Origin of the sequence: Streptococcus mitis, assembly GCF_047464965.1 — a bacterium.
Classification (GTDB): Bacteria; Bacillota; Bacilli; order Lactobacillales; family Streptococcaceae; genus Streptococcus; species Streptococcus mitis_DU.
Genome location: NZ_JASHAT010000007.1, coordinates 55,187 through 74,962, shown reverse-complemented (window position 1 = coordinate 74,962; position 19,776 = coordinate 55,187). Strand labels below are relative to the sequence as shown.

The 19,776-nt window shown below is 41.9% G+C and carries 19 protein-coding genes and 2 pseudogenes; 15 read left to right on the top strand and 6 right to left on the bottom strand.

Translation table 11 applies throughout. The features are described from left to right. Positions 1–38: 38 nt before the first annotated feature. From QM408_RS05965 to QM408_RS05955, 3 genes are read right to left on the bottom strand one after another with little or no spacing between them, the layout of a single operon-like run. On the bottom strand, positions 39–806 hold the full coding sequence (locus tag QM408_RS05965) for a hypothetical protein (protein WP_261102001.1): 768 nt from the start codon (positions 804–806) through the stop codon (positions 39–41). A 15-nt stretch (positions 807–821) separates the two neighbouring features. Beyond that, the gene (locus QM408_RS05960; RefSeq protein ID WP_371483535.1) at positions 822–1,517 is read right to left on the bottom strand and encodes an ABC transporter ATP-binding protein; all 696 of its coding nucleotides are present in this window, start codon (positions 1,515–1,517) and stop codon (positions 822–824) included. 4 nt (positions 1,518–1,521) lie between these two features. Then, positions 1,522–1,887, bottom strand: coding sequence for a GntR family transcriptional regulator (locus QM408_RS05955; protein WP_261065098.1), 366 nt, complete (start codon positions 1,885–1,887; stop codon positions 1,522–1,524). A gap of 139 nt (positions 1,888–2,026) precedes the next feature. On the opposite strand from QM408_RS05955, the gene nrdR reads away from it, so the two are divergent. From nrdR to recG, 14 genes are all read left to right on the top strand, one after another. Beyond that, positions 2,027–2,500, top strand: a complete 474-nt coding sequence (gene nrdR / locus QM408_RS05950; RefSeq protein WP_001203672.1) for a transcriptional regulator NrdR — start codon at positions 2,027–2,029, stop codon at positions 2,498–2,500. After that, the gene (locus QM408_RS05945; protein WP_049544580.1) at positions 2,501–3,670 is read left to right on the top strand and encodes a replication initiation and membrane attachment family protein; all 1,170 of its coding nucleotides are present in this window, start codon (positions 2,501–2,503) and stop codon (positions 3,668–3,670) included. It begins immediately after the preceding gene. Next, complete coding sequence (gene dnaI, locus QM408_RS05940) at positions 3,671–4,567, top strand: primosomal protein DnaI (RefSeq protein WP_049544579.1); 897 nt, start codon at positions 3,671–3,673, stop codon at positions 4,565–4,567. Next, the gene (locus tag QM408_RS05935; protein WP_261034767.1) at positions 4,564–5,277 is read left to right on the top strand and encodes an NADPH-dependent oxidoreductase; all 714 of its coding nucleotides are present in this window, start codon (positions 4,564–4,566) and stop codon (positions 5,275–5,277) included. The genes dnaI and QM408_RS05935 overlap by 4 nt, the downstream gene beginning before the upstream one ends. A 13-nt stretch (positions 5,278–5,290) precedes the next feature. After that, positions 5,291–6,601: a ribosome biogenesis GTPase Der gene (gene der / locus QM408_RS05930; RefSeq protein WP_001207696.1), complete on the top strand. Its 1,311-nt coding sequence runs from the start codon at positions 5,291–5,293 to the stop codon at positions 6,599–6,601. Between the two features lie 83 nt (positions 6,602–6,684). Next, positions 6,685–7,020, top strand: a complete 336-nt coding sequence (locus QM408_RS05925) for a hypothetical protein (RefSeq protein ID WP_049500990.1) — start codon at positions 6,685–6,687, stop codon at positions 7,018–7,020. Positions 7,021–7,088: 68 nt separating this feature from the next. Next, complete coding sequence (locus tag QM408_RS05920; protein ID WP_414373926.1) at positions 7,089–7,433, top strand: hypothetical protein; 345 nt, start codon at positions 7,089–7,091, stop codon at positions 7,431–7,433. Between the two features lie 33 nt (positions 7,434–7,466). After that, on the top strand, positions 7,467–7,754 hold the full coding sequence (locus QM408_RS05915; RefSeq protein ID WP_049551076.1) for a membrane protein: 288 nt from the start codon (positions 7,467–7,469) through the stop codon (positions 7,752–7,754). 145 nt (positions 7,755–7,899) lie between these two features. Next, positions 7,900–10,413, top strand: coding sequence for a preprotein translocase subunit SecA (secA, locus tag QM408_RS05910; protein ID WP_001274073.1), 2,514 nt, complete (start codon positions 7,900–7,902; stop codon positions 10,411–10,413). Positions 10,414–10,493: 80 nt separating this feature from the next. Continuing rightward, complete coding sequence (locus tag QM408_RS05905) at positions 10,494–11,525, top strand: 3-deoxy-7-phosphoheptulonate synthase (RefSeq protein ID WP_084946860.1); 1,032 nt, start codon at positions 10,494–10,496, stop codon at positions 11,523–11,525. A 1-nt stretch (position 11,526) separates the two neighbouring features. Further along, positions 11,527–12,558 carry a 3-deoxy-7-phosphoheptulonate synthase gene (locus QM408_RS05900; protein ID WP_049516501.1) on the top strand — a complete coding sequence of 344 codons (1,032 nt, stop codon included), beginning with the start codon at positions 11,527–11,529 and terminating at the stop codon, positions 12,556–12,558. Between the two features lie 44 nt (positions 12,559–12,602). Further along, on the top strand, positions 12,603–12,965 hold the full coding sequence (acpS, locus tag QM408_RS05895; protein WP_084946863.1) for a holo-ACP synthase: 363 nt from the start codon (positions 12,603–12,605) through the stop codon (positions 12,963–12,965). Further along, a complete protein-coding gene (gene alr, locus QM408_RS05890; protein ID WP_414373923.1) occupies positions 12,955–14,058 on the top strand; it encodes an alanine racemase in 1,104 nt (367 codons plus the stop codon). The genes acpS and alr overlap by 11 nt, the downstream gene beginning before the upstream one ends. Further along, a complete protein-coding gene (gene recG / locus QM408_RS05885; RefSeq protein ID WP_414373958.1) occupies positions 14,049–16,091 on the top strand; it encodes an ATP-dependent DNA helicase RecG in 2,043 nt (680 codons plus the stop codon). The genes alr and recG overlap by 10 nt, the downstream gene beginning before the upstream one ends. Before the next feature lie 605 nt (positions 16,092–16,696). Here the strand turns inward: recG and QM408_RS09280 are convergent. The 3 genes and pseudogenes from QM408_RS09280 to QM408_RS05875 form a co-directional block, all read right to left on the bottom strand. Beyond that, positions 16,697–16,801 (bottom strand): annotated as a pseudogene (locus QM408_RS09280) (Rpn family recombination-promoting nuclease/putative transposase); the annotation flags it as partial. A 4-nt stretch (positions 16,802–16,805) separates the two neighbouring features. Further along, positions 16,806–17,693, bottom strand: coding sequence for an Rpn family recombination-promoting nuclease/putative transposase (locus tag QM408_RS05880; RefSeq protein ID WP_261117229.1), 888 nt, complete (start codon positions 17,691–17,693; stop codon positions 16,806–16,808). Positions 17,694–17,834: 141 nt separating this feature from the next. Continuing rightward, positions 17,835–18,387 (bottom strand): annotated as a pseudogene (locus QM408_RS05875) (GNAT family N-acetyltransferase). 283 nt (positions 18,388–18,670) lie between these two features. Between QM408_RS05875 and QM408_RS05870 the strand changes: the two are divergent. Continuing rightward, on the top strand, positions 18,671–19,651 hold the full coding sequence (locus QM408_RS05870; RefSeq protein WP_414373921.1) for an acetylxylan esterase: 981 nt from the start codon (positions 18,671–18,673) through the stop codon (positions 19,649–19,651). Positions 19,652–19,776 lie beyond the last annotated feature (125 nt).

The following is a 19,776-nucleotide window of genomic DNA, read 5'->3' as shown; positions in this document are numbered from 1 at the left end:
AAAAAAGTCTAGCGAGTTATTGTCGCTAGACTTTAAAACTATTGCAAATTAACCTTGTTTCTCAAGATGTAGTAGGTTCCGAGGTAAAATATAGCTATGAATATGAGTTCTTCAATAATACTCGTACTTGCTCCCATATAGAAATTATCATTAAATCCTGCAAGTGAATTGACATAGAAGTTCGCACTGGTATTGAAGAAGACTTCTACAAATCCAATGACGATTTGGATACCGATATAAGCTACAATGGCTAGTGCGGTACGGTATTCATTGAACAGTTGTCCGATGGAAATAGCCAAGTAGATGCAGAGGATTCCTGAGATGGTATTTAGTAGGAAGGATACCCCTATAAGAGAGAGTTGAGGAAGGAATGTTCCTACAAGTGGAATCAACTCAGAATTTGATATCCATTCTGGAACCGTTATGGTAACAATAATAAAAGCGCTTAGAGCTAGTACAGTGGAGCTAAGGATAGACCAAATGAAGGCTCCAACTAATTTGGCTGTGATGATATGGTGTTCAGAAACTGGCAAGGTCAAGGTCAGATAGCCTTGTCGGTCATAGACACTACCTTTGAATCGTTTAATAATCAAGAAAATGGTTGAAATCCCAAGTGTAATCATCAATCCACCAAAGACGAGAGCCAGAAAGAAAAGTAAGACAGGTTGGCTATCTTTGAAAGATACATAAGAATAGTAGTGTCCTTGCATTCCTATGGGAACGGAAAGAACTAGCACGGCAGCGTAAAGGGCTAAATACCACTTGTTAACATTTTTAAATTCGTAGCGAACTAAATTCCAAAACATAATAATCTCCTTTGCTTAGGCCTTAAATTCCTGACGGAAGAGTTGGTCAATGGATTCACCTGACTCATAGCGAATATCATCGACATTTCCTTGACGGACAACTTTTCCGTCTTTGAGGAAGACAATTTCATCCAAGATTGGCTCGATATCAGAAATCAAGTGGGTAGAAATCAAAACGGTAGAAGTTGGGGAGTAGTTATTGATAATGGTATTGAGGATATAATCACGGGCTGCTGGGTCCACCCCGCCAATTGGTTCGTCCAAAACGTAGAGGCGGGCATCACGACTCATAACCAAAATCAGTTGTACCTTTTCCTTGTTTCCTTTTGATAGTTTCTTGAGACGACTATTTTCATCAATTCCTAGGTCTGCAAGTAGATGATGGGCGCGTTCAAGATTGAAATCTTTATAGAAGGTCTTGAAGTAGGTTAGGGCTTCTTTGACCTTCATTTGTTCATTGAGATAGGTTGTATCCGGCAAATAAGCTACGATAGCTTTGGTTGCTGGGTTTGGGTCCATGTCGTTGATGAGGACGCGTCCTTGATCTGGTTGCAAGAGGCCATTGATTAGTTTGATCAGGGTTGTTTTTCCTGAGCCGTTTGGTCCAAGGAGACCAACAATTTTTCCAGCTGGGATGTCAAGGGAAACATTTTCAAGGGCTGGGGTTGCTCCATAAGATTTGGATACATTTTCAAATGCTAGTAATGACATAGGCTTAAACTCCTTTAATATAATCACCGACTACGCCTGGTAGTTCTTCTTTTTCATAGCCAAAATGGGTCATGGAGGAAACGAAGTGTTCCAATTGTTCTTCTGATAGTTGTTTGCGAGATTGGGCGATTAGCTCCTTATCCTCAGTCACAAATCGTCCAGTTGTTCGCTTACTGTAGACAAATCCTTCTCGTTCAAGGTCTGATAAGGCTCTTTGGATGGTGTTTGGATTGACACCAGCCTCGCTAGCCAGCTCTCGCACGGTTGGAAGTTGTTGATTGGGTTCCAGTGTATGGGAAACAATCTGAAGCTTGATTTTCTCCATAATCTGTAAATAGATGGGTTTTTTGTTGTCAAATGTCCAGGACATCTTGGTCTCCTTTCTTTTATCCTTTTGTCTTAATTAAATAATACAACGAAACAAAAAACTTGTCAAGCAAAAAGAAGAATTGTTTTGGGAATCGCTTAAAAAATGGTATAATGAAAAGAAAACGATAAGGAGGGAAAGGATGCGTTGTCCAAAATGTGGGGCTACCAAGTCAAGTGTTATCGATAGTCGCCAAGCAGAAGAAGGGAACACTATTCGTAGAAGACGTGAGTGCGATGAATGCCAACACCGTTTTACAACCTACGAACGAGTAGAAGAAAGAACCTTAGTGGTTGTTAAAAAAGATGGCACACGGGAACAATTCTCTAGAGATAAAATCTTTAATGGAATTATCCGCTCAGCCCAGAAACGTCCTGTGTCAAGTGATGAAATCAACATGGTAGTCAATCGTATCGAACAGAAACTCCGTGGTCGAAATGAAAATGAAATTCAAAGTGAGGACATTGGTTCACTCGTCATGGAGGAGTTGGCTGAGTTGGATGAGATTACTTATGTACGTTTTGCCAGTGTCTATCGTAGTTTTAAGGATGTGAGTGAGCTAGAGAGCTTGCTCCAACAAATCACCCAGTCCTCTAAAAAGAAAAAGGAAAGATAAATGAAGCCAATTGACCGTTTTTCTTATCTAAAGAATAATCGGGTGTCGCAAGATACCTCATCTCTGGTACAGTGCTACCTCCCGATTATCGGTCAGGAGGCACTGAGCCTTTATCTTTATACAATTAGTTTTTGGGATAATGGTAGAAAGGAATACCTTTTTTCAAGCATTCTTAACCATCTCAACTTTGGGATGGATAGACTGATAAAATCCCTGAAAATCCTATCTGCTTTCAATCTCTTGACCCTCTATCAAAAGGGGGATGTTTATCAGCTAGCCCTCCATGCTCCTCTATCTAGTCAGGACTTCTTGGAACATCCTGTTTATCGCAGACTTTTAGAGAAAAAGATTGGTGATGCAGCTGTGGAGGATTTGAAAGTTGAAAGTGTTGATGGTGAAGAAATACCTGTCTCACTCAATCAAGTCTTTCCAGATTTGGCAGAACTAGGAAATCAAGAAGACCTTGGTCTCAAGAAGAAAGTGGCCAACGATTTTGACTTGGACCATTTTCGTCAGCTTATGGCTCGAGATGGGCTTCGTTTTGCGTATGAGCAGTCCGATGTCTTAAACCTCTTTGCCATTGCCGAGGAGAAGAAATGGACTTGGTTTGAAACCTATCAATTGGCCAAGTCAACAGCTCTTTCTCAGGTTATTTCAACCAAACGAATGCGGGAAAAAATCGCTCAAAAACCTGTTTCCTCTGATTTTAGTCCTAAGGAAGCAACCATTATCAAAGAAGCTAAAAGTAAGACTGCCCTGCAGTTCTTAGCAGAAATCAAGCAAACACGCAAGGGGACCATTACCCAAACAGAAAGAGACCTCTTGCAACAGATGGCTGGCTTGGGCTTGCTGGACGAAGTCATCAATATCATTCTCTTATTGACCTTTAATAAGGTGGATTCGGCAAATATCAATGAGAAATATGCCATGAAGGTAGCCAATGACTATGCCTATCAAAAAATTCATTCGGCAGAGGAGGCAGTCTTGCGAATCCGTGAGAGAGGGCAGAAGAATCAGGCTCAAAAAAGTAGTAAACCCAGTCCTGCCAAGTCCAATGTGCCCAAGTGGAGTAATCCAGATTATAAAAATGAAACCAGCGAGGAAACTCGTCTGGAACTAGAACGTAAGAAACAAGAATTATTAGCTCGATTAGAAAAAGGAGGAGATTAGATGGAAAGTGTCGGAGACGTACTCAAACGTCAACCTAGCCGTTTTCATTATCAGGATTTGGTCCAGAAAATCATGAAGGACCCTGATGTTGCGACCTTTATCCAGCAAGAATCCCTGACTCCAGAGGAATTGAATCGCAGTATCTCCAAATTTAATCAGTACATCACCGAGCGCGACAAGTTCCTTCGTGGTGATACGGATTATATTGCCAAAGGCTACAAGCCAATTTTGGTCATGAATCATGGCTATGCGGACGTTTCTTATGAAGAAACTCCTGAACTAATCGCGGCTGAAAAAGAAGCGGCTATTAAAAACCGCCTCAAGTTAATCAATCTGCCAGCTACTCTCAAGAAAGCTAGTTTGGCTCAAGTAGACTTGGATGATTTGGGTCGCTTGCCAGTTTTTGAAAAGTTATTAGCCTTCGTGGAGCAATATCCAGCTATTCGAAAAGGTCTTTACTTGTATGGAGACTTTGGTGTGGGTAAAAGTTTCATGGTGGCTGCTTTAGCTCATGATTTATCAGAAAAACGTGGTGTTTCATCAACCCTTCTTCACTATCCTAGCTTTGTCATTGATGTCAAAAATGCAATCGGTGATGGCAATGTGAAGACCTTGGTGGATGAGCTTAAGCTTTCTGAAGTCCTGATTTTAGATGACATTGGTGCCGAGCAGTCAACAGCTTGGGTGCGTGACGAAATCCTGCAGGTCATTCTCCAATACCGTATGCAGGAAGATTTACCGACCTTTTTCACATCCAACTTCAACTTTGATGATTTGGAGCAGCATTTCGCTAAAGGGAAGCATGGAAATGATGAAACCTGGGAAGCTAGAAGGGTCATGGAACGCATCCGTTATTTGGCTGAGGAGACTCGTTTAGAAGGAGTAAACCGTCGATGACAGAAACAATCAAATTAATGAAAGCTCACACGTCAGTGCGCAGATTTAAGGAGCAAGCCCTTCCTCAGGAAGACTTGACTGAAATCCTGACAGCAGCTCAGATGGCTTCGTCTTGGAAGAATTTCCAATCCTACTCTGTGATTGTGGTGCGAAGTCAAGAAAAGAAAGATGCTCTGTATGAATTGGTGCCTCAAGAAGCCATTCGCCAGTCAGCTGTTTTCCTTCTCTTTGTCGGAGATTTGAACCGTGCAGAAAAGGGAGTACGACTCCATACGGATACATTCCAACCTCAAGGGGTGGAAGGGCTCTTGATTAGTTCGGTCGATGCGGCTCTTGCTGGACAAAATGCCTTGCTGGCAGCTGAAAGTTTGGGCTATGGTGGTGTTATCATTGGCTTGGTGCGGTACAAGTCAGAAGAAGTAGCAGAGCTCTTTAACTTGCCTGACTACACCTATCCTGTCTTTGGGATGGCACTAGGACTACCAAATGAAGGACATGAAGTCAAACCTCGCTTGCCATTGAATCAAGTGGTATTTGAGGAAGAATATCAGGAACAAACGGTTGATGCGATTGAGTCTTATGACCGTGTACAGGCCGACTATGCTGGGGCGCGTGCGACCACAAGCTGGAGTCAGCGCCTAGCAGAACAGTTTGGTCAAGCTGAACCAAGCTCAACTAGAAAAAATTTTGAACAGAAGAAGTTATTGTAGAAAGTGAGAAATTATGGCCCTACCAACTATTGCCATTGTAGGACGTCCCAATGTTGGGAAATCAACCCTATTTAATCGGATCGCTGGTGAGCGAATCTCCATTGTAGAAGATGTCGAAGGAGTGACACGTGACCGTATCTATGCAACGGGTGAGTGGCTCAATCGCTCTTTTAGCATGATTGATACAGGAGGAATCGATGATGTCGATGCTCCTTTCATGGAACAAATCAAGCACCAGGCAGAAATTGCCATGGAAGAAGCAGATGTTATTGTTTTTGTCGTGTCTGGTAAGGAAGGAATTACCGATGCGGACGAATACGTAGCCCGTAAACTTTATAAAACCCACAAACCAGTTATCCTCGCGGTTAACAAGGTGGACAACCCTGAGATGCGAAATGATATCTATGATTTCTATGCTCTCGGTTTGGGTGAACCACTGCCTATTTCATCTGTCCATGGGATCGGTACAGGGGATGTGCTAGACGCGATCGTAGAAAATCTTCCAAATGAATATGAGGAAGAAAATCCAGATGTCATTAAGTTTAGTCTGATTGGTCGTCCCAACGTTGGAAAATCAAGCTTGATCAATGCCATCTTGGGAGAAGACCGTGTCATTGCTAGTCCTGTTGCTGGAACAACGCGTGACGCTATTGATACCCACTTTACAGATACAGATGGTCAAGAGTTTACCATGATTGATACGGCTGGTATGCGTAAGTCTGGTAAGGTTTATGAAAATACCGAGAAATACTCTGTCATGCGTGCCATGCGTGCTATTGACCGTTCAGATGTGGTCTTAATGGTCATCAATGCGGAAGAAGGCATTCGTGAATACGATAAGCGTATCGCAGGATTTGCCCATGAAGCTGGTAAAGGGATGATTATCGTGGTCAATAAGTGGGATACACTTGAAAAAGACAACCACACTATGAAAAACTGGGAAGAAGATATCCGTGAGCAGTTCCAATACTTGCCTTACGCACCGATTATCTTTGTATCCGCTTTGACCAAGCAACGTCTCCACAAACTGCCTGAGATGATCAAGCAGATCAGCGAAAGTCAAAATACACGTATTCCATCAGCTGTCTTGAACGATGTGATTATGGATGCTATTGCCATCAACCCAACACCGACAGACAAAGGAAAACGCCTCAAGATTTTCTATGCGACTCAAGTGGCAACCAAACCACCAACCTTTGTTATCTTTGTAAACGAAGAAGAACTCATGCACTTTTCTTACCTACGTTTTTTGGAAAATCAAATCCGCAAGGCCTTTGTCTTTGAAGGAACACCAATCCATCTCATCGCAAGAAAACGTAAATAAAAAAGTAGAATCTGGAATGACATTTCCAGATTTTTTTGATAGAATGAAGATAAAGAAAGCGCTAACAAAGAGAGGTGTTGATGATGGAACATTTGTTTAAATTCTTACTTTTAGCACCTTACTTTTATTTTGATAACTGGATTGAAAAGGGCAATAGAGAGAGTAAGTTTTTCCCAATATTTTACTATTTTTACTGGTTTTATTTTCCGCTCTTTGCCTTGCTTGGAATATTCATGGCAGTTGTTTCAATCTTCTTTATCACTATACTTTTAAAAAATTGGACAGATATCAGGTCTTGGGGTATTTGGTTTCTTTTTATTCTGCTAGCTATTAGTATGAATTGGTTAACTTATTCCTGTTTCAAAAAAATGCTTAGACTAAGAAAGGAGTTAGGAAAGTCTAAAGCGGGAAGGCATTGATTTATATTGGTAAGAACATTTAATAGAATGAAACTAAAGAAAACAATTTTAAAGAGGAGGTGTCGAAGATGAAACTGTCGTTTAATTGGTTTCATTTGATACTCTTATTTCCTTGCTTTTACTTTTTTTATTGGATAGATAATGCTGATAGAAACAGTAAGTTTTTCCCCGTTATCTACTATTTCTACTGGATTTATATTTCCCTTTTAGCTCTGTTTAGCTTGGATATGACAATTTTTTCATTCTTATTTTTCCCTTTTGTTCTAAATTATGTATCAGATGCTAGTGCTTGGGGTGTTGGATTGCTTTTGATAGTCATATCTCTAGGCAGTGACTGGTTAGACTATATCTTTTTCAAAAAAATGCTTAGACTAAGAAAGGAGTTAGGAAAGTCTAAGGGCAAAAGGCATTGATTTATATCGGTTTTTATTTATAGGAGGTGGCTTATGGAACGTCTAAAATCATTTATTACACGCTATTCTAAGGTCTATATTGGTTTAGTTCTGCTGATCTGGCTGGCTTTCTTCTTTGTTCCTTGGGATAAACCAGTTCTGGGAATATCTATCAATCTCTTAATCATGCAGAAAGTTTTACTAGTTTTTGGAATTCTGTCGATTTTGATGGCCTTGCTGTCCAAGAAAGTCAGTCTCTTTGTTTTTGGACTTATCTGTTGTCTTTCTTTTTGGATAAATCTATTTATCCTATTTGCTATTTTGCCGATTTTTGGCAATTAAAGTATCATAAAAATCAGAGAGGTTAGCTTGGAAACTAGCCTCTTTTTCCTTTTCAAAATGGGGATTCTTCCTTGAAAATAATCAGTAATTGTGCTAAAATTAAAAGAACATTCTAAAATATTCGGAATTTAAAGTAAGGAAAAACATGGCTAATATTTTAAAAACAATTATCGAAAATGATAAAGGAGAAATCCGTCGTCTGGAAAAGATGGCTGACAAAGTTTTCAAATACGAAGACCAAATGGCTGCTTTGACAGATGACCAACTAAAAGCAAAAACAGTTGAATTTAAAGAACGTTATCAAAATGGAGAATCACTGGATTCATTGCTTTATGAAGCATTTGCGGTTGTCCGTGAAGGTGCTAAACGTGTCCTAGGTCTCTTCCCATATAAGGTTCAGGTCATGGGGGGAATCGTTCTTCACCATGGTGACGTGCCAGAAATGCGTACAGGGGAAGGGAAAACCTTGACTGCGACCATGCCGGTATACCTCAATGCCCTTTCAGGTAAAGGGGTTCACGTAGTTACGGTCAATGAATACCTGTCCGAACGTGACGCGACTGAGATGGGTGAATTGTACTCATGGCTTGGTTTGTCAGTAGGGATTAACTTGGCTGCCAAATCTCCAATGGAGAAAAAAGAAGCCTATGAGTGTGACATTACCTACTCAACCAACTCAGAAATCGGATTTGACTACCTTCGTGATAACATGGTCGTTCGCGCTGAAAACATGGTACAACGTCCGCTTAACTATGCCTTGGTCGATGAGGTTGACTCTATCTTGATTGACGAGGCTCGTACACCTTTGATCGTATCAGGTGCTAACGCAGTTGAAACCAGTCAACTCTATCACATGGCAGACCACTATGTAAAATCGTTGGACAAAGACGACTACATCATCGACGTGCAGTCTAAGACTATTGGTTTGTCTGATTCAGGGATTGACAAGGCTGAAAGCTACTTCAAGCTTGAAAATCTCTATGACATCGAAAACGTAGCTCTGACTCACTTTATCGATAACGCCCTTCGTGCCAACTATATCATGCTTCTCGATATTGACTATGTGGTGAGCGAAGAACAAGAAATTTTGATTGTCGACCAATTTACAGGTCGTACTATGGAAGGTCGTCGTTATTCTGATGGATTACACCAAGCTATTGAAGCTAAAGAAGGTGTGCCAATCCAGGATGAAACTAAGACATCTGCCTCAATCACGTACCAAAACCTTTTCCGTATGTACAAGAAATTGTCTGGTATGACGGGTACAGGTAAGACTGAGGAAGAAGAATTCCGTGAAATTTACAACATTCGTGTTATTCCAATCCCAACCAACCGTCCTGTTCAACGTATTGACCACTCAGACCTTCTTTATGCAAGTATCGAGGCTAAGTTTAAGGCGGTTGTCGAAGATGTTAAGGCTCGTTACCAAAAAGGTCAACCAGTCTTGGTTGGTACAGTAGCGGTTGAAACCAGTGACTATATTTCTAAGAAATTAGTCGCAGCTGGCGTTCCTCACGAGGTCTTGAATGCCAAAAACCACTATAAAGAAGCCCAAATCATCATGAATGCTGGTCAACGTGGTGCTGTTACCATTGCGACTAACATGGCCGGTCGTGGTACCGACATCAAGCTTGGGGAAGGGGTTCGCGAATTGGGTGGACTTTGTGTGATTGGTACAGAACGTCATGAAAGCCGTCGTATCGATAACCAGCTTCGTGGACGTTCAGGTCGTCAAGGAGACCCAGGTGAGTCACAATTCTACCTATCTCTTGAAGATGATTTGATGAAACGTTTTGGTTCTGAACGCTTGAAGGGAATCTTTGAACGCTTGAATATGTCTGAAGAGGCCATTGAGTCTCGTATGTTGACGCGTCAGGTTGAAGCAGCACAAAAACGTGTTGAAGGAAATAACTACGATACCCGTAAACAAGTCCTTCAATACGACGATGTCATGCGTGAACAACGTGAGATTATCTACGCTCAACGTTACGACGTTATCACTGCAGATCGTGACTTGGCACCTGAAATTCAGGCTATGATCAAACGCACGATTGGTCGTGTCGTTGATGGTCATGCGCGTGCCAAACAAGATGAAAAACTAGAAGCAATTTTGAACTTTGCTAAGTATAACTTGCTTCCAGAAGATTCTATTACGATGGAAGACTTGTCAGGCTTGTCTGATAAGGCCATCAAGGAAGAGCTTTTCCAACGTGCCTTGCAAGTTTACGATAGTCAGGTTTCAAAATTACGCGATGAAGAAGCAGTTAAAGAGTTCCAAAAAGTCTTGATTCTACGAGTGGTGGATAACAAGTGGACAGATCATATCGATGCCCTTGATCAATTGCGTAACGCGGTTGGACTTCGTGGCTATGCTCAGAACAACCCTGTTGTTGAGTATCAGGCAGAAGGTTTCCGTATGTTTAATGACATGATTGGTTCGATTGAGTTTGATGTGACACGCTTGATGATGAAAGCACAAATTCATGAACAAGAAAGACCACAAGCAGAACACCATATCAGTACAACAGCGACTCGTAATATCGCTGCCCACCAAGCAAATATACCAGAAGATTTGGATTTGAGCCAGATTGGACGGAATGAACTTTGCCCATGTGGTTCTGGTAAGAAGTTTAAAAACTGTCACGGTAAAAGACAATAAAATGAGATAGTTTAGAGGCGGATACCTTGTGAAAAGTAAATTTTTACTTGGTATCCGTTTGATTTATAAGGAGATGAGTTATGGTATTTACAGCAAAAAGTCCTAAAATTAATATTGAAGAAGTTCGTGCCTTATCAAAATTAGAAGGTCAAGCTTTGGAGAGAAAATCTCAGCGCGATCAAGAGCTAGAAGCCATTATACGTGGAGAAGACCAGCGGATTCTCTTGGTAATCGGGCCATGCTCATCTGACAATGAAGAAGCTGTTCTTGAATACGCTAAGCGTTTGGCGGTCCTACAAGAAGAAGTGGCAGACCGTATCTTTATGGTTATGCGTGTTTATACTGCCAAACCCCGTACCAACGGAGATGGCTATAAGGGCTTGATTCACCAGCCTAACGCGACAGAAGCGCCTAGTCTTATCAACGGAATCAAAGCTGTTCGCCATCTTCACTATCGTGTTATCACAGAAACAGGTATGACAACGGCTGATGAAATGCTTTATCCTGAAAATCTTCCGCTTGTGGATGATTTGATTTCTTACATGGCGGTTGGTGCCCGTTCAGTTGAAGACCAGCAACACCGTTTTGTGGCAAGTGGGGCAGACTTTGCGACTGGGTTTAAAAATCCAACCTCAGGAAATCTCAATGTTATGTTTAATGGGATTTATGCTGCTCAAAACAAACAAAGCTTCCTTTTTCTAGGGAAAGAAGTGGAAACAACTGGGAACCCGCTTTCGCATGCCATTCTTCGTGGAGCAATCAATGAATATGGTAAGAATATTCCTAACTACTACTATGATAATTTGATGGATACCATTGCTCAATATGAGAAAATGGGCTTGGAAAATCCTTTTATCATTGTCGATACCAATCATGACAATTCTGGTAAGCAATACATGGACCAAATTCGAATTGTCCGCCAGACCTTGATTAACCGTGATTGGAATGAAAAAATCAAGCAGTACGTTCGTGGCTTTATGATTGAGTCTTATCTAGAAGATGGCCGTCAAAACGAACCGGAAGTATTTGGCAAGTCGATCACAGACCCTTGCCTTGGCTGGGAAAATACGGAAGTCCTCGTCAGAGAAATCTACCAAACGCTAGGAGAATAAGATGGCATTTATTGAAAAAGGTCAAGAAATCGATATTGAAGCAATTAAGGCAGAAACCCAATTGTCTGCGGAAGCCTTGCGACTGAAGGAGCGTCGTGATAGAGAATTGGCAGATATTATTTCAGGAGAAGATGACCGGATCCTTTTGGTGATTGGTCCGTGCTCTTCTGATAATGAAGAGGCGGTCTTGGAATATGCTCGCCGTTTATCAGCCTTGCAAAAGAAGGTGGCGGACAAGATTTTCATGGTCATGCGTGTTTATACAGCTAAACCACGCACCAACGGAGACGGCTATAAAGGTTTGGTTCACCAGCCAGATACTTCTAAGGCTCCAAGTCTGATTAACGGTTTGCAGGCTGTGCGCCAGTTGCACTACCGCGTGATTACAGAGACTGGTTTGACAACGGCAGATGAGATGCTTTATCCGTCAAATCTGGTCTTGGTAGATGATTTGGTCAGCTACCATGCTGTTGGGGCTCGTTCTGTAGAAGACCAAGAGCACCGCTTTGTGGCTTCAGGAATTGATGCACCAGTGGGGATGAAAAATCCAACCTCAGGAAATCTTGGGGTTATGTTTAACGGTATCTATGCCGCTCAAAACAAACAAACCTTCCTCTTTCATGGTCAAGAAGTTGAGACTTCAGGAAATCCCTTGGCCCACGTTATCCTTCGTGGCGCAGTCAATGAATATGGGAAAAATGAGCCTAACTTTTACTATGAAACTTTGCTAAATGCCATTGAACGCTATGAAACTATGGGACTTGAAAATCCCTTTATCCTCATTGATACCAACCATGATAACTCAGGCAAGCAATATATGGAGCAGATTCGAATTGTTCGCCAGACCTTGCAAAATCGTGATTGGAATGAGAAGATTAAAAAGACGGTTCGAGGCTTTATGATTGAATCCTACCTAGCAGATGGTCGTCAAAACCAACCAGAGATCTTTGGTTGTTCTATTACCGACCCTTGCCTAGGTTGGGAAAATACAGAGGCTTTGGTAGAAGAGATTTATGCTACCTTGACAAAATAAGTGAAAAGGATGGAGTTGGGGAATCTCAACTCCTTTTGATGAGAATGATAGTTGGACACGGAATTGACATCGAAGAATTGGCTTCGATAGAACGCGCAGTTACACGACATGAAGGATTTGCTAAGCGCGTGCTGACCTTCAAGGAAATGGAACGGTTTAACAGTCTTAAAGGGCGCAGACAAATCGAATATTTGGCAGGTCGCTGGTCGGCTAAGGAGGCCTTTTCCAAGGCTATGGGAACGGGCATTGGCAAGCTCGGTTTTCAGGATTTGGAAGTTTTGAATAATGAACGCGGGGCGCCTTATTTTAGTCAGTCACCATTTTCAGGAAAGATTTGGCTGTCTATCAGCCACACCGATCAGTTTGTGACAGCCAGTGTCATTTTGGAGGAAAATCATGAAAGCTAGTCCACATAGACCAACCAAAGCTCTGATTCATCTGGGAGCTATTCGACAAAATATTAAGCAAATGGGGGCTCATATCCCTCAAGGAACGCTCAAGTGGGCTGTGGTCAAGGCCAATGCTTATGGGCATGGGGCTGTTGCCGTTGCCACGGCGATTCAGGATGAAGTTGATGGCTTTTGCGTTTCCAATATCGATGAAGCTATTGAACTCAGACAGGCTGGACTCAGCAAACGAATTCTTATTTTAGGAGTTTCTGATCTAGAAGCTGTTGCTCTTGCTAAAGAATACGATATCACTTTGACTGTGGCTGGACTGGAGTGGATCCAAGCACTCTTAGATAAGGAAGCGGACCTAACTGGATTGACAGTCCACCTCAAGATTGACTCAGGAATGGGACGGATTGGTTTTCGAGAGGCTAGTGAAGCTGAGCAGGCTCAAGACTTGCTTAAACAACACGGTGCTCGTGTTGAAGGGATTTTTACCCACTTTGCTACTGCAGACGAGGAATCAGATGACTACTTTAATGCCCAGTTAGAACGGTTTAAAACTATTTTGGCCAGTATGAAAGAAGTTCCAGAGCTGGTTCATGCCAGCAATTCTGCAACGACTCTTTGGCATGCAGAGACTATTTTCAATGCGGTCCGTATGGGAGACGCTATGTATGGTCTCAATCCAAGTGGAGAGGTTTTGGATTTACCCTATGACTTGAAACCAGCCTTGACCTTGGAGTCTGCTTTAGTTCATGTCAAGACAGTTTCAGCTGGAGCTTGCATGGGCTATGGAGCAACTTATCAAGCGGATAGCGAGCAAGTCATAGCGACGGTGCCAATCGGCTATGCGGATGGTTGGACACGTGACATGCAGAATTTCTCCGTCTTGGTAGATGGCCAAGCTTGCCCAATCGTCGGACGGGTTTCTATGGACCAAATCACCATTCGCTTGCCTAAGATTTATCCGCTAGGAACAAAAGTAACCTTGATTGGCTCCAACGGTGACAAGGAAATCACAGCTACTCAGGTAGCGACCTACCGTGGGACTATTAACTACGAAGTGGTTTGTCTTCTCAGCGACCGCATTCCGAGAGAATATTATTAAAAAGAAAGGAGTGGAGCATGAATCTACATCAACCCTTGCATGTCTTACCTGGTGTGGGACCAAAGTCAGCAGAAAAATACGCCAAACTAGGAATTGAAAATTTGCAAGACCTCTTGCTCTACTTTCCTTTCCGTTATGAAGACTTCAAGACCAAGCAGGTGCTAGAGCTAGAAGATGGTGAAAAGGCGGTTCTTTCTGGTCAGGTTGTGACTCCTGCTAGTGTTCAGTATTATGGTTTCAAGCGCAATCGACTGCGCTTTAGCCTCAAGCAGGGAGAAGTCGTTTTTGCTGTGAACTTCTTTAACCAGCCTTATCTAGCTGATAAGATAGAGTTGGGAGCAACTCTTGCTGTCTTTGGAAAATGGGACCGTGCCAAGGCTAGTCTGACTGGGATGAAGGTCCTGGCCCAGGTGGAAGATGACCTCCAACCTGTCTATCGTCTGGCTCAGGGAATCAGTCAGGCCAGTCTGGTTAAGGTTATCAAGACGGCCTTTGATCAAGGACTGGACCTCTTGATAGAAGAAAATCTTCCCCAGTCTTTACTAGACAAATACAAACTTATGTCCCGTTGTCAGGCAATCAGAGCCATGCATTTCCCTAAGGATTTGGCAGAATACAAGCAGGCCCTTCGCCGTATCAAGTTTGAGGAACTCTTTTATTTCCAGATGCAATTGCAGACGCTTAAGTCTGAAAATAGAGTTCAGGGAAGCGGTCTTGTTCTGAATTGGTCTCAGGAAAAAGTGACAGCAGTTAAAGCAAGTCTTCCTTTTGCCTTGACTCCAGCTCAAGAAAAGAGTTTACAGGAAATTTTGACCGACATGAAGTCGGACCACCACATGAATCGTCTCCTGCAAGGAGATGTGGGTAGCGGAAAAACAGTAGTTGCTGGCTTGGCCATGTTTGCGGCAGTGACGGCTGGCTACCAAGCAGCCCTCATGGTACCGACAGAAATTTTAGCAGAGCAACACTTTGAGAGTTTACAGAACCTTTTTCCAGACTTGAAACTGGCTCTCTTGACAGGTTCCTTGAAAGCTGCAGAAAAGAGAGAAGTTTTGAAGACCATTGCCAAGGGTGAGGCTGATTTGATTATTGGAACCCACGCTTTGATTCAGGATGGAGTGGATTATGCTCGTCTTGGATTGATTATCATTGATGAACAGCACCGATTTGGTGTGGGGCAAAGGCGTATTTTACGGGAAAAAGGAGACAATCCTGACGTTCTCATGATGACGGCGACTCCCATACCACGAACCTTGGCCATCACAGCCTTTGGCGATATGGATGTTTCCATTATTGACCAGATGCCAGCAGGACGGAAGCCTATTGTGACTCGCTGGATCAAACATGAGCAATTACCTCAGGTCTTGACTTGGTTAGAGGGGGAAATTCAAAAAGGTTCACAAGCCTATGTCATCTCTCCCTTGATTGAAGAATCTGAAGCTCTGGATTTGAAAAATGCTATTGCCTTATCAGAGGAGTTGACAGCTCATTTTGCAGGCAAGGCAAAGGTGGCTCTTTTACATGGTAAGATGAAGAGTGACGAAAAAGACCAAATTATGCAGGAGTTCAAAGAGCAAAAAACGGATATTCTAGTTTCGACGACGGTTATTGAGGTTGGGGTTAACGTTCCCAATGCGACCGTCATGATTATCATGGATGCTGACCGCTTCGGGCTCAGCCAGCTTCACCAGCTCAGAGGTCGTGTGGGTCGGGGAGATAAGCAGTCTTATGCAGTTCTCGTTGCCAATCCCAAGACTGATTCTGGGAAAGACCGCATGCGCATCATGACAGAAACGACCAATGGATTTGTTCTTGCGGAGGAAGATTTGAAAATGCGTGGTTCAGGTGAGATTTTTGGAACCAGACAGTCAGGTCTTCCAGAGTTCCAAGTAGCTGATATTATCGAAGATTTTCCGATTTTAGAAGAAGCCAGAAAAGTGGCTAGCTATATTAGTTCTATAGAAGGCTGGCAAGAGGATCCAGAGTGGCGCATGATTGCCCTTCACTTGGAAAAGAAAGAACATTTAGATTAATACTCTTCGAAAATCAAATTCAAACCACGTCAGCTTCGCCTTGCCGTACTCAAGTACTGCCTACGGCTAGCTTCCTAGTTTGCTCTTTGATTTTCATTGAGTATAAGCTTTCTATAAGGAAAACTTAAGCTAGCTTTCAGGTTTGGCCCTTATACTAGAGTCATCAAAAAGAAACGAGGACTCTCACATGACAGTAACGATTAAAGTAAATTACCAAACCACTTTCCAAAAGAAAGAAGCAAAAAACTAATATAAATAGAAGGAAGAAAGAGCGAAATGCTCTTTTTTGTTTCTAAAAGCACAATTTATTGAATCTAAAATAGCACACTGCGGATTCTAAAAAAATTCTAGAAATTATAGTAGATTGAATCTGGAATAGTACACCTAGTTTTCTAAAACATTTTTAGAAATTAGTTTGAATTCCGCGATCAATTTGTTCAGTTTTTATTTCATTTAACTATAATTTGACTTTCCTAATTTCTTTGTTCATATCTTATTTCAATACACTATATCTTAATATTTCAGAGCCAACATCTAGCATAACTAAAAAAACAGATTCTTCCATCTATTACGGAAAAATCTGTCATTGATTTAATGATTTACAAAAACTCCAACCACGGCTTGCGAACCTCGTCTTTGCTGGTTCCTCTATATTTTTTTAATTCCAAAAATGCCATCTTGACTAGATGATGTTCTTGACAGTTAGTGCTGGTCTTACAACAATGCCTCAAACTCAGCGACAGTCATGCCCAATTGCTCACTCGCAAATTCGGAAGTTAAAACATGTTGGCGTACTAAATCTAGAAAGGTAAAGATTTTCCCACTCTCGAGACCTTGTTCAACTCCCTCTGCTCTAGCAGTTTCCAAGGCATAGTCCTGCGCTAACAAGGCTTGTTCTTCGCGTCTGCGTTGTTCACTAAACATCTTCCTGTCCTCCTCGGACCAGCTCTTATAGTCCAGCAGTTGGTCTGCCTGGCTAATGGCTCGCTCAGGTTGTTGGGTAAAGGGTTTGTTCCCAAAAAACTCCAACCATGGTTTGCGAACCTTGTCTTTGCTGGTTTCTCTGTATTTTTTTAGTTCCAAGAATGCCATCTTGACTAGATGGTTTTCTTGTCCATTGTTTGTGATGGTTAAGACCTCACCTGTCGTGTCCTCGCGCATACTAAAGCTATGGAAAGCCAAATCATCCGAGAAGTAATTGCTGTCCACGATAGCGATAGCATAAACTGGTGCGATGTGTTTATAACTCTGGTGTGTATCGCCTTCTCGCTGGCGAATTTTTTCGAGATTTTGATTGACCTGACTACATAGATAAGCCCACAAACGATTAATGAAAAAATTCTGATGATGCACCTGAATTTCAATGATTACTTGCGTGCCATTGTCCAACTCCGCCAAAACATCTATACTGGTATAGAAATCCTGCGCCGAGTAAGGTATGGAAGGCAAGACGTGAATATTGCTTCCCTCCAAAATGGTCACATTTTTGGCTGGTAAATCCAGCATATCGCGAATAAATTGACAAGTAATTTCTGGATTGCTAAAGATTTTCTTAGCAACCAAGTCATTGGTCGGGCTGATGCCCGGATGTCTGAGAATCATCCTCTTCCTCCTTTTATTATACCACAGTTTTAAATCTAGGTTTCCTAGATTCTCTGGCTCTATCTATTTATTCGGAAAAAAGAGGATAAATGAAATAGTAAATAAAAAATAAGAACAGCGGGTAAGCAATAAATTTTAAGCTTATCTGTCTTCTCCGCTTATCTGATAATAAATAAGGACCGCAATATAGCCTTTTCTCTCTACCCCATTTGCAACAGTCTTTAGATAGAACATTCCAGCCTTCTCCATGACACGGCCTGAAGCTAGGTTGAGACTGGCATATCGAGCTTTGACTTTTTGAAATCCTGCTTGAGTAAAACAAAAGTCCAACACAGCTTTTAAGGCCTCTGTCATAAGACCACGCCCCCAATAGTTTTTTCCTAAAACATAGCCAATTTCACAACTTAAATCTTCCTCGTGCATTTCAACGATCCTGATATCTCCTATCACTTGTTCTGGGTTTTCTTTGAGGGCAAATGGCCCATTTGTAATAGTTAGGATTAGCATAGAAAGCAACCCAATTTCAAATCGAATTTCGAGTGACCTCAACATCAGGATGCGGATCCCAAGTGACATAGGTTAGATTCTCAGCGGATGAAGCCCAATTCTGAAACATGGCTTCTGCATCACTTTCCACAAATCTTCGCAAGATTAAACTATCTGTCTGTAATATTTGCGTACCGATTGCTTTCATGATGTTACCTCGCTTTCTGATAAATGATTCTCTGTCCAATCGCCATTGAAACTATAGTATATCGAGATAAGCTGTAGACAAATCAACTGGGGCATTCACATTAATTTCTAAAAATACTTTAGAAGTTAATTGGTACTATTCTAGATTCAATTGATTATACTTTCTGTCAGTAGGTTTGAAGAAAGGAAATCTAAATTCTTTTTCTATTTACCCTTCTTTCTTGCATTGATTACTTATATATGCTACAGTTGTGATAGCGATTACAAAATAAAAGGAGCATGCTATGAAAAATCCAGCATTTTTAGAGGAAATTAAGACCTATCTAGGAAGGGATGAGGTTCCAGAAGACTTTGATGCTTTCTGGGATGAGGAAGTGAAAAAAGTTCCAACTCCTCCAGTCTACCAGTTGGAGGAAAGAGATTTCCATATTCCTCAAGTCAAGTGCTATGAGTTAACTTTTGAAGGAACCAATGAAGGCAAGGTCTATGCACGAGTCGTTCTTCCAAAGAGTGAGGAGAAGGTTCCGATAATCTTCCATTTCCATGGTTATATAGGACGTGGCTGGGACTGGGCCGACATGCTGGCCTTCACCGTGGCTGGTTACGGTGTTGTTTCCATGGATGTGCGGGGACAGTCAGGTTATTCACAGGAAGGTTTGCGTTCTCCTCTAGGAAATACGGTTAAGGGACATATTATCCGTGGGGCTGTGGAAGGTCGGGAGCATCTCTTTTATAAGGATGTTTATTTGGACATTTACCAGTTGGTTGAAATTATTGCTAGTCTGCCTCAGGTTGATGAGAAGCGTCTTTCTAGCTATGGTGCCTCACAAGGAGGGGCTCTAGCCTTGGTTGCGGCGGCGCTCAATCCTCAAATTGAGAAAACTGTTGCCATCTATCCTTTCTTGTCAGACTTCAGACGGGTGCTTGAGATTGGGAATACTAGCGAGGCTTACGACGAACTTTTTCGTTATTTCAAGTTTCACGACCCCTTCCATGAAACTGAGGAGGAGATCATGGCGACCCTTGCTTATATCGATGTGAAAAATCTTGCCCATCGTATCAAGGGTGAGGTTAAGATGATTACGGGCTTGGACGACGATGTTTGCTACCCTATTACCCAGTTTGCGATTTACAACCGTCTCACCTGTGACAAGTCCTATCGTATCATGCCAGAGTATGCTCACGAAGCCATGAATGTCTTTGTCAATGACCAAGTTTACAACTGGCTGTGTGGTAGTGAGATTCCTTTTAAGTATGTAAAATGATAAATGAGAGAGTCCAGTAGCTCTCTTTTTTGTAGTTTAATAAAAATGATTTAAAATAGATGACTCTCTGAAACTACTTTCAGAAACAGCTGTTCTATAAAATACTTTTGAAACTGAAATCTATT

Coding starts and splice junctions, on each gene's coding strand:
- acpS (WP_084946863.1), top strand. CDS start 12,603: ATGATAGTTGGACACGGAATTGACATCGAAGAATTGGCTTCGATAGAA.
- QM408_RS05900 (WP_049516501.1), top strand. CDS start 11,527: ATGGCATTTATTGAAAAAGGTCAAGAAATCGATATTGAAGCAATTAAG.
- QM408_RS05915 (WP_049551076.1), top strand. CDS start 7,467: ATGGAACGTCTAAAATCATTTATTACACGCTATTCTAAGGTCTATATT.
- QM408_RS05955 (WP_261065098.1), bottom strand. CDS start 1,887: ATGTCCTGGACATTTGACAACAAAAAACCCATCTATTTACAGATTATG.
- alr (WP_414373923.1), top strand. CDS start 12,955: ATGAAAGCTAGTCCACATAGACCAACCAAAGCTCTGATTCATCTGGGA.
- dnaI (WP_049544579.1), top strand. CDS start 3,671: ATGGAAAGTGTCGGAGACGTACTCAAACGTCAACCTAGCCGTTTTCAT.
- QM408_RS05960 (WP_371483535.1), bottom strand. CDS start 1,517: ATGTCATTACTAGCATTTGAAAATGTATCCAAATCTTATGGAGCAACC.
- QM408_RS05945 (WP_049544580.1), top strand. CDS start 2,501: ATGAAGCCAATTGACCGTTTTTCTTATCTAAAGAATAATCGGGTGTCG.
- nrdR (WP_001203672.1), top strand. CDS start 2,027: ATGCGTTGTCCAAAATGTGGGGCTACCAAGTCAAGTGTTATCGATAGT.
- QM408_RS05905 (WP_084946860.1), top strand. CDS start 10,494: ATGGTATTTACAGCAAAAAGTCCTAAAATTAATATTGAAGAAGTTCGT.
- QM408_RS05925 (WP_049500990.1), top strand. CDS start 6,685: ATGGAACATTTGTTTAAATTCTTACTTTTAGCACCTTACTTTTATTTT.
- QM408_RS05880 (WP_261117229.1), bottom strand. CDS start 17,693: ATGATTCTCAGACATCCGGGCATCAGCCCGACCAATGACTTGGTTGCT.
- secA (WP_001274073.1), top strand. CDS start 7,900: ATGGCTAATATTTTAAAAACAATTATCGAAAATGATAAAGGAGAAATC.
- QM408_RS05870 (WP_414373921.1), top strand. CDS start 18,671: ATGAAAAATCCAGCATTTTTAGAGGAAATTAAGACCTATCTAGGAAGG.
- der (WP_001207696.1), top strand. CDS start 5,291: ATGGCCCTACCAACTATTGCCATTGTAGGACGTCCCAATGTTGGGAAA.
- QM408_RS05965 (WP_261102001.1), bottom strand. CDS start 806: ATGTTTTGGAATTTAGTTCGCTACGAATTTAAAAATGTTAACAAGTGG.
- QM408_RS05920 (WP_414373926.1), top strand. CDS start 7,089: ATGAAACTGTCGTTTAATTGGTTTCATTTGATACTCTTATTTCCTTGC.
- QM408_RS05935 (WP_261034767.1), top strand. CDS start 4,564: ATGACAGAAACAATCAAATTAATGAAAGCTCACACGTCAGTGCGCAGA.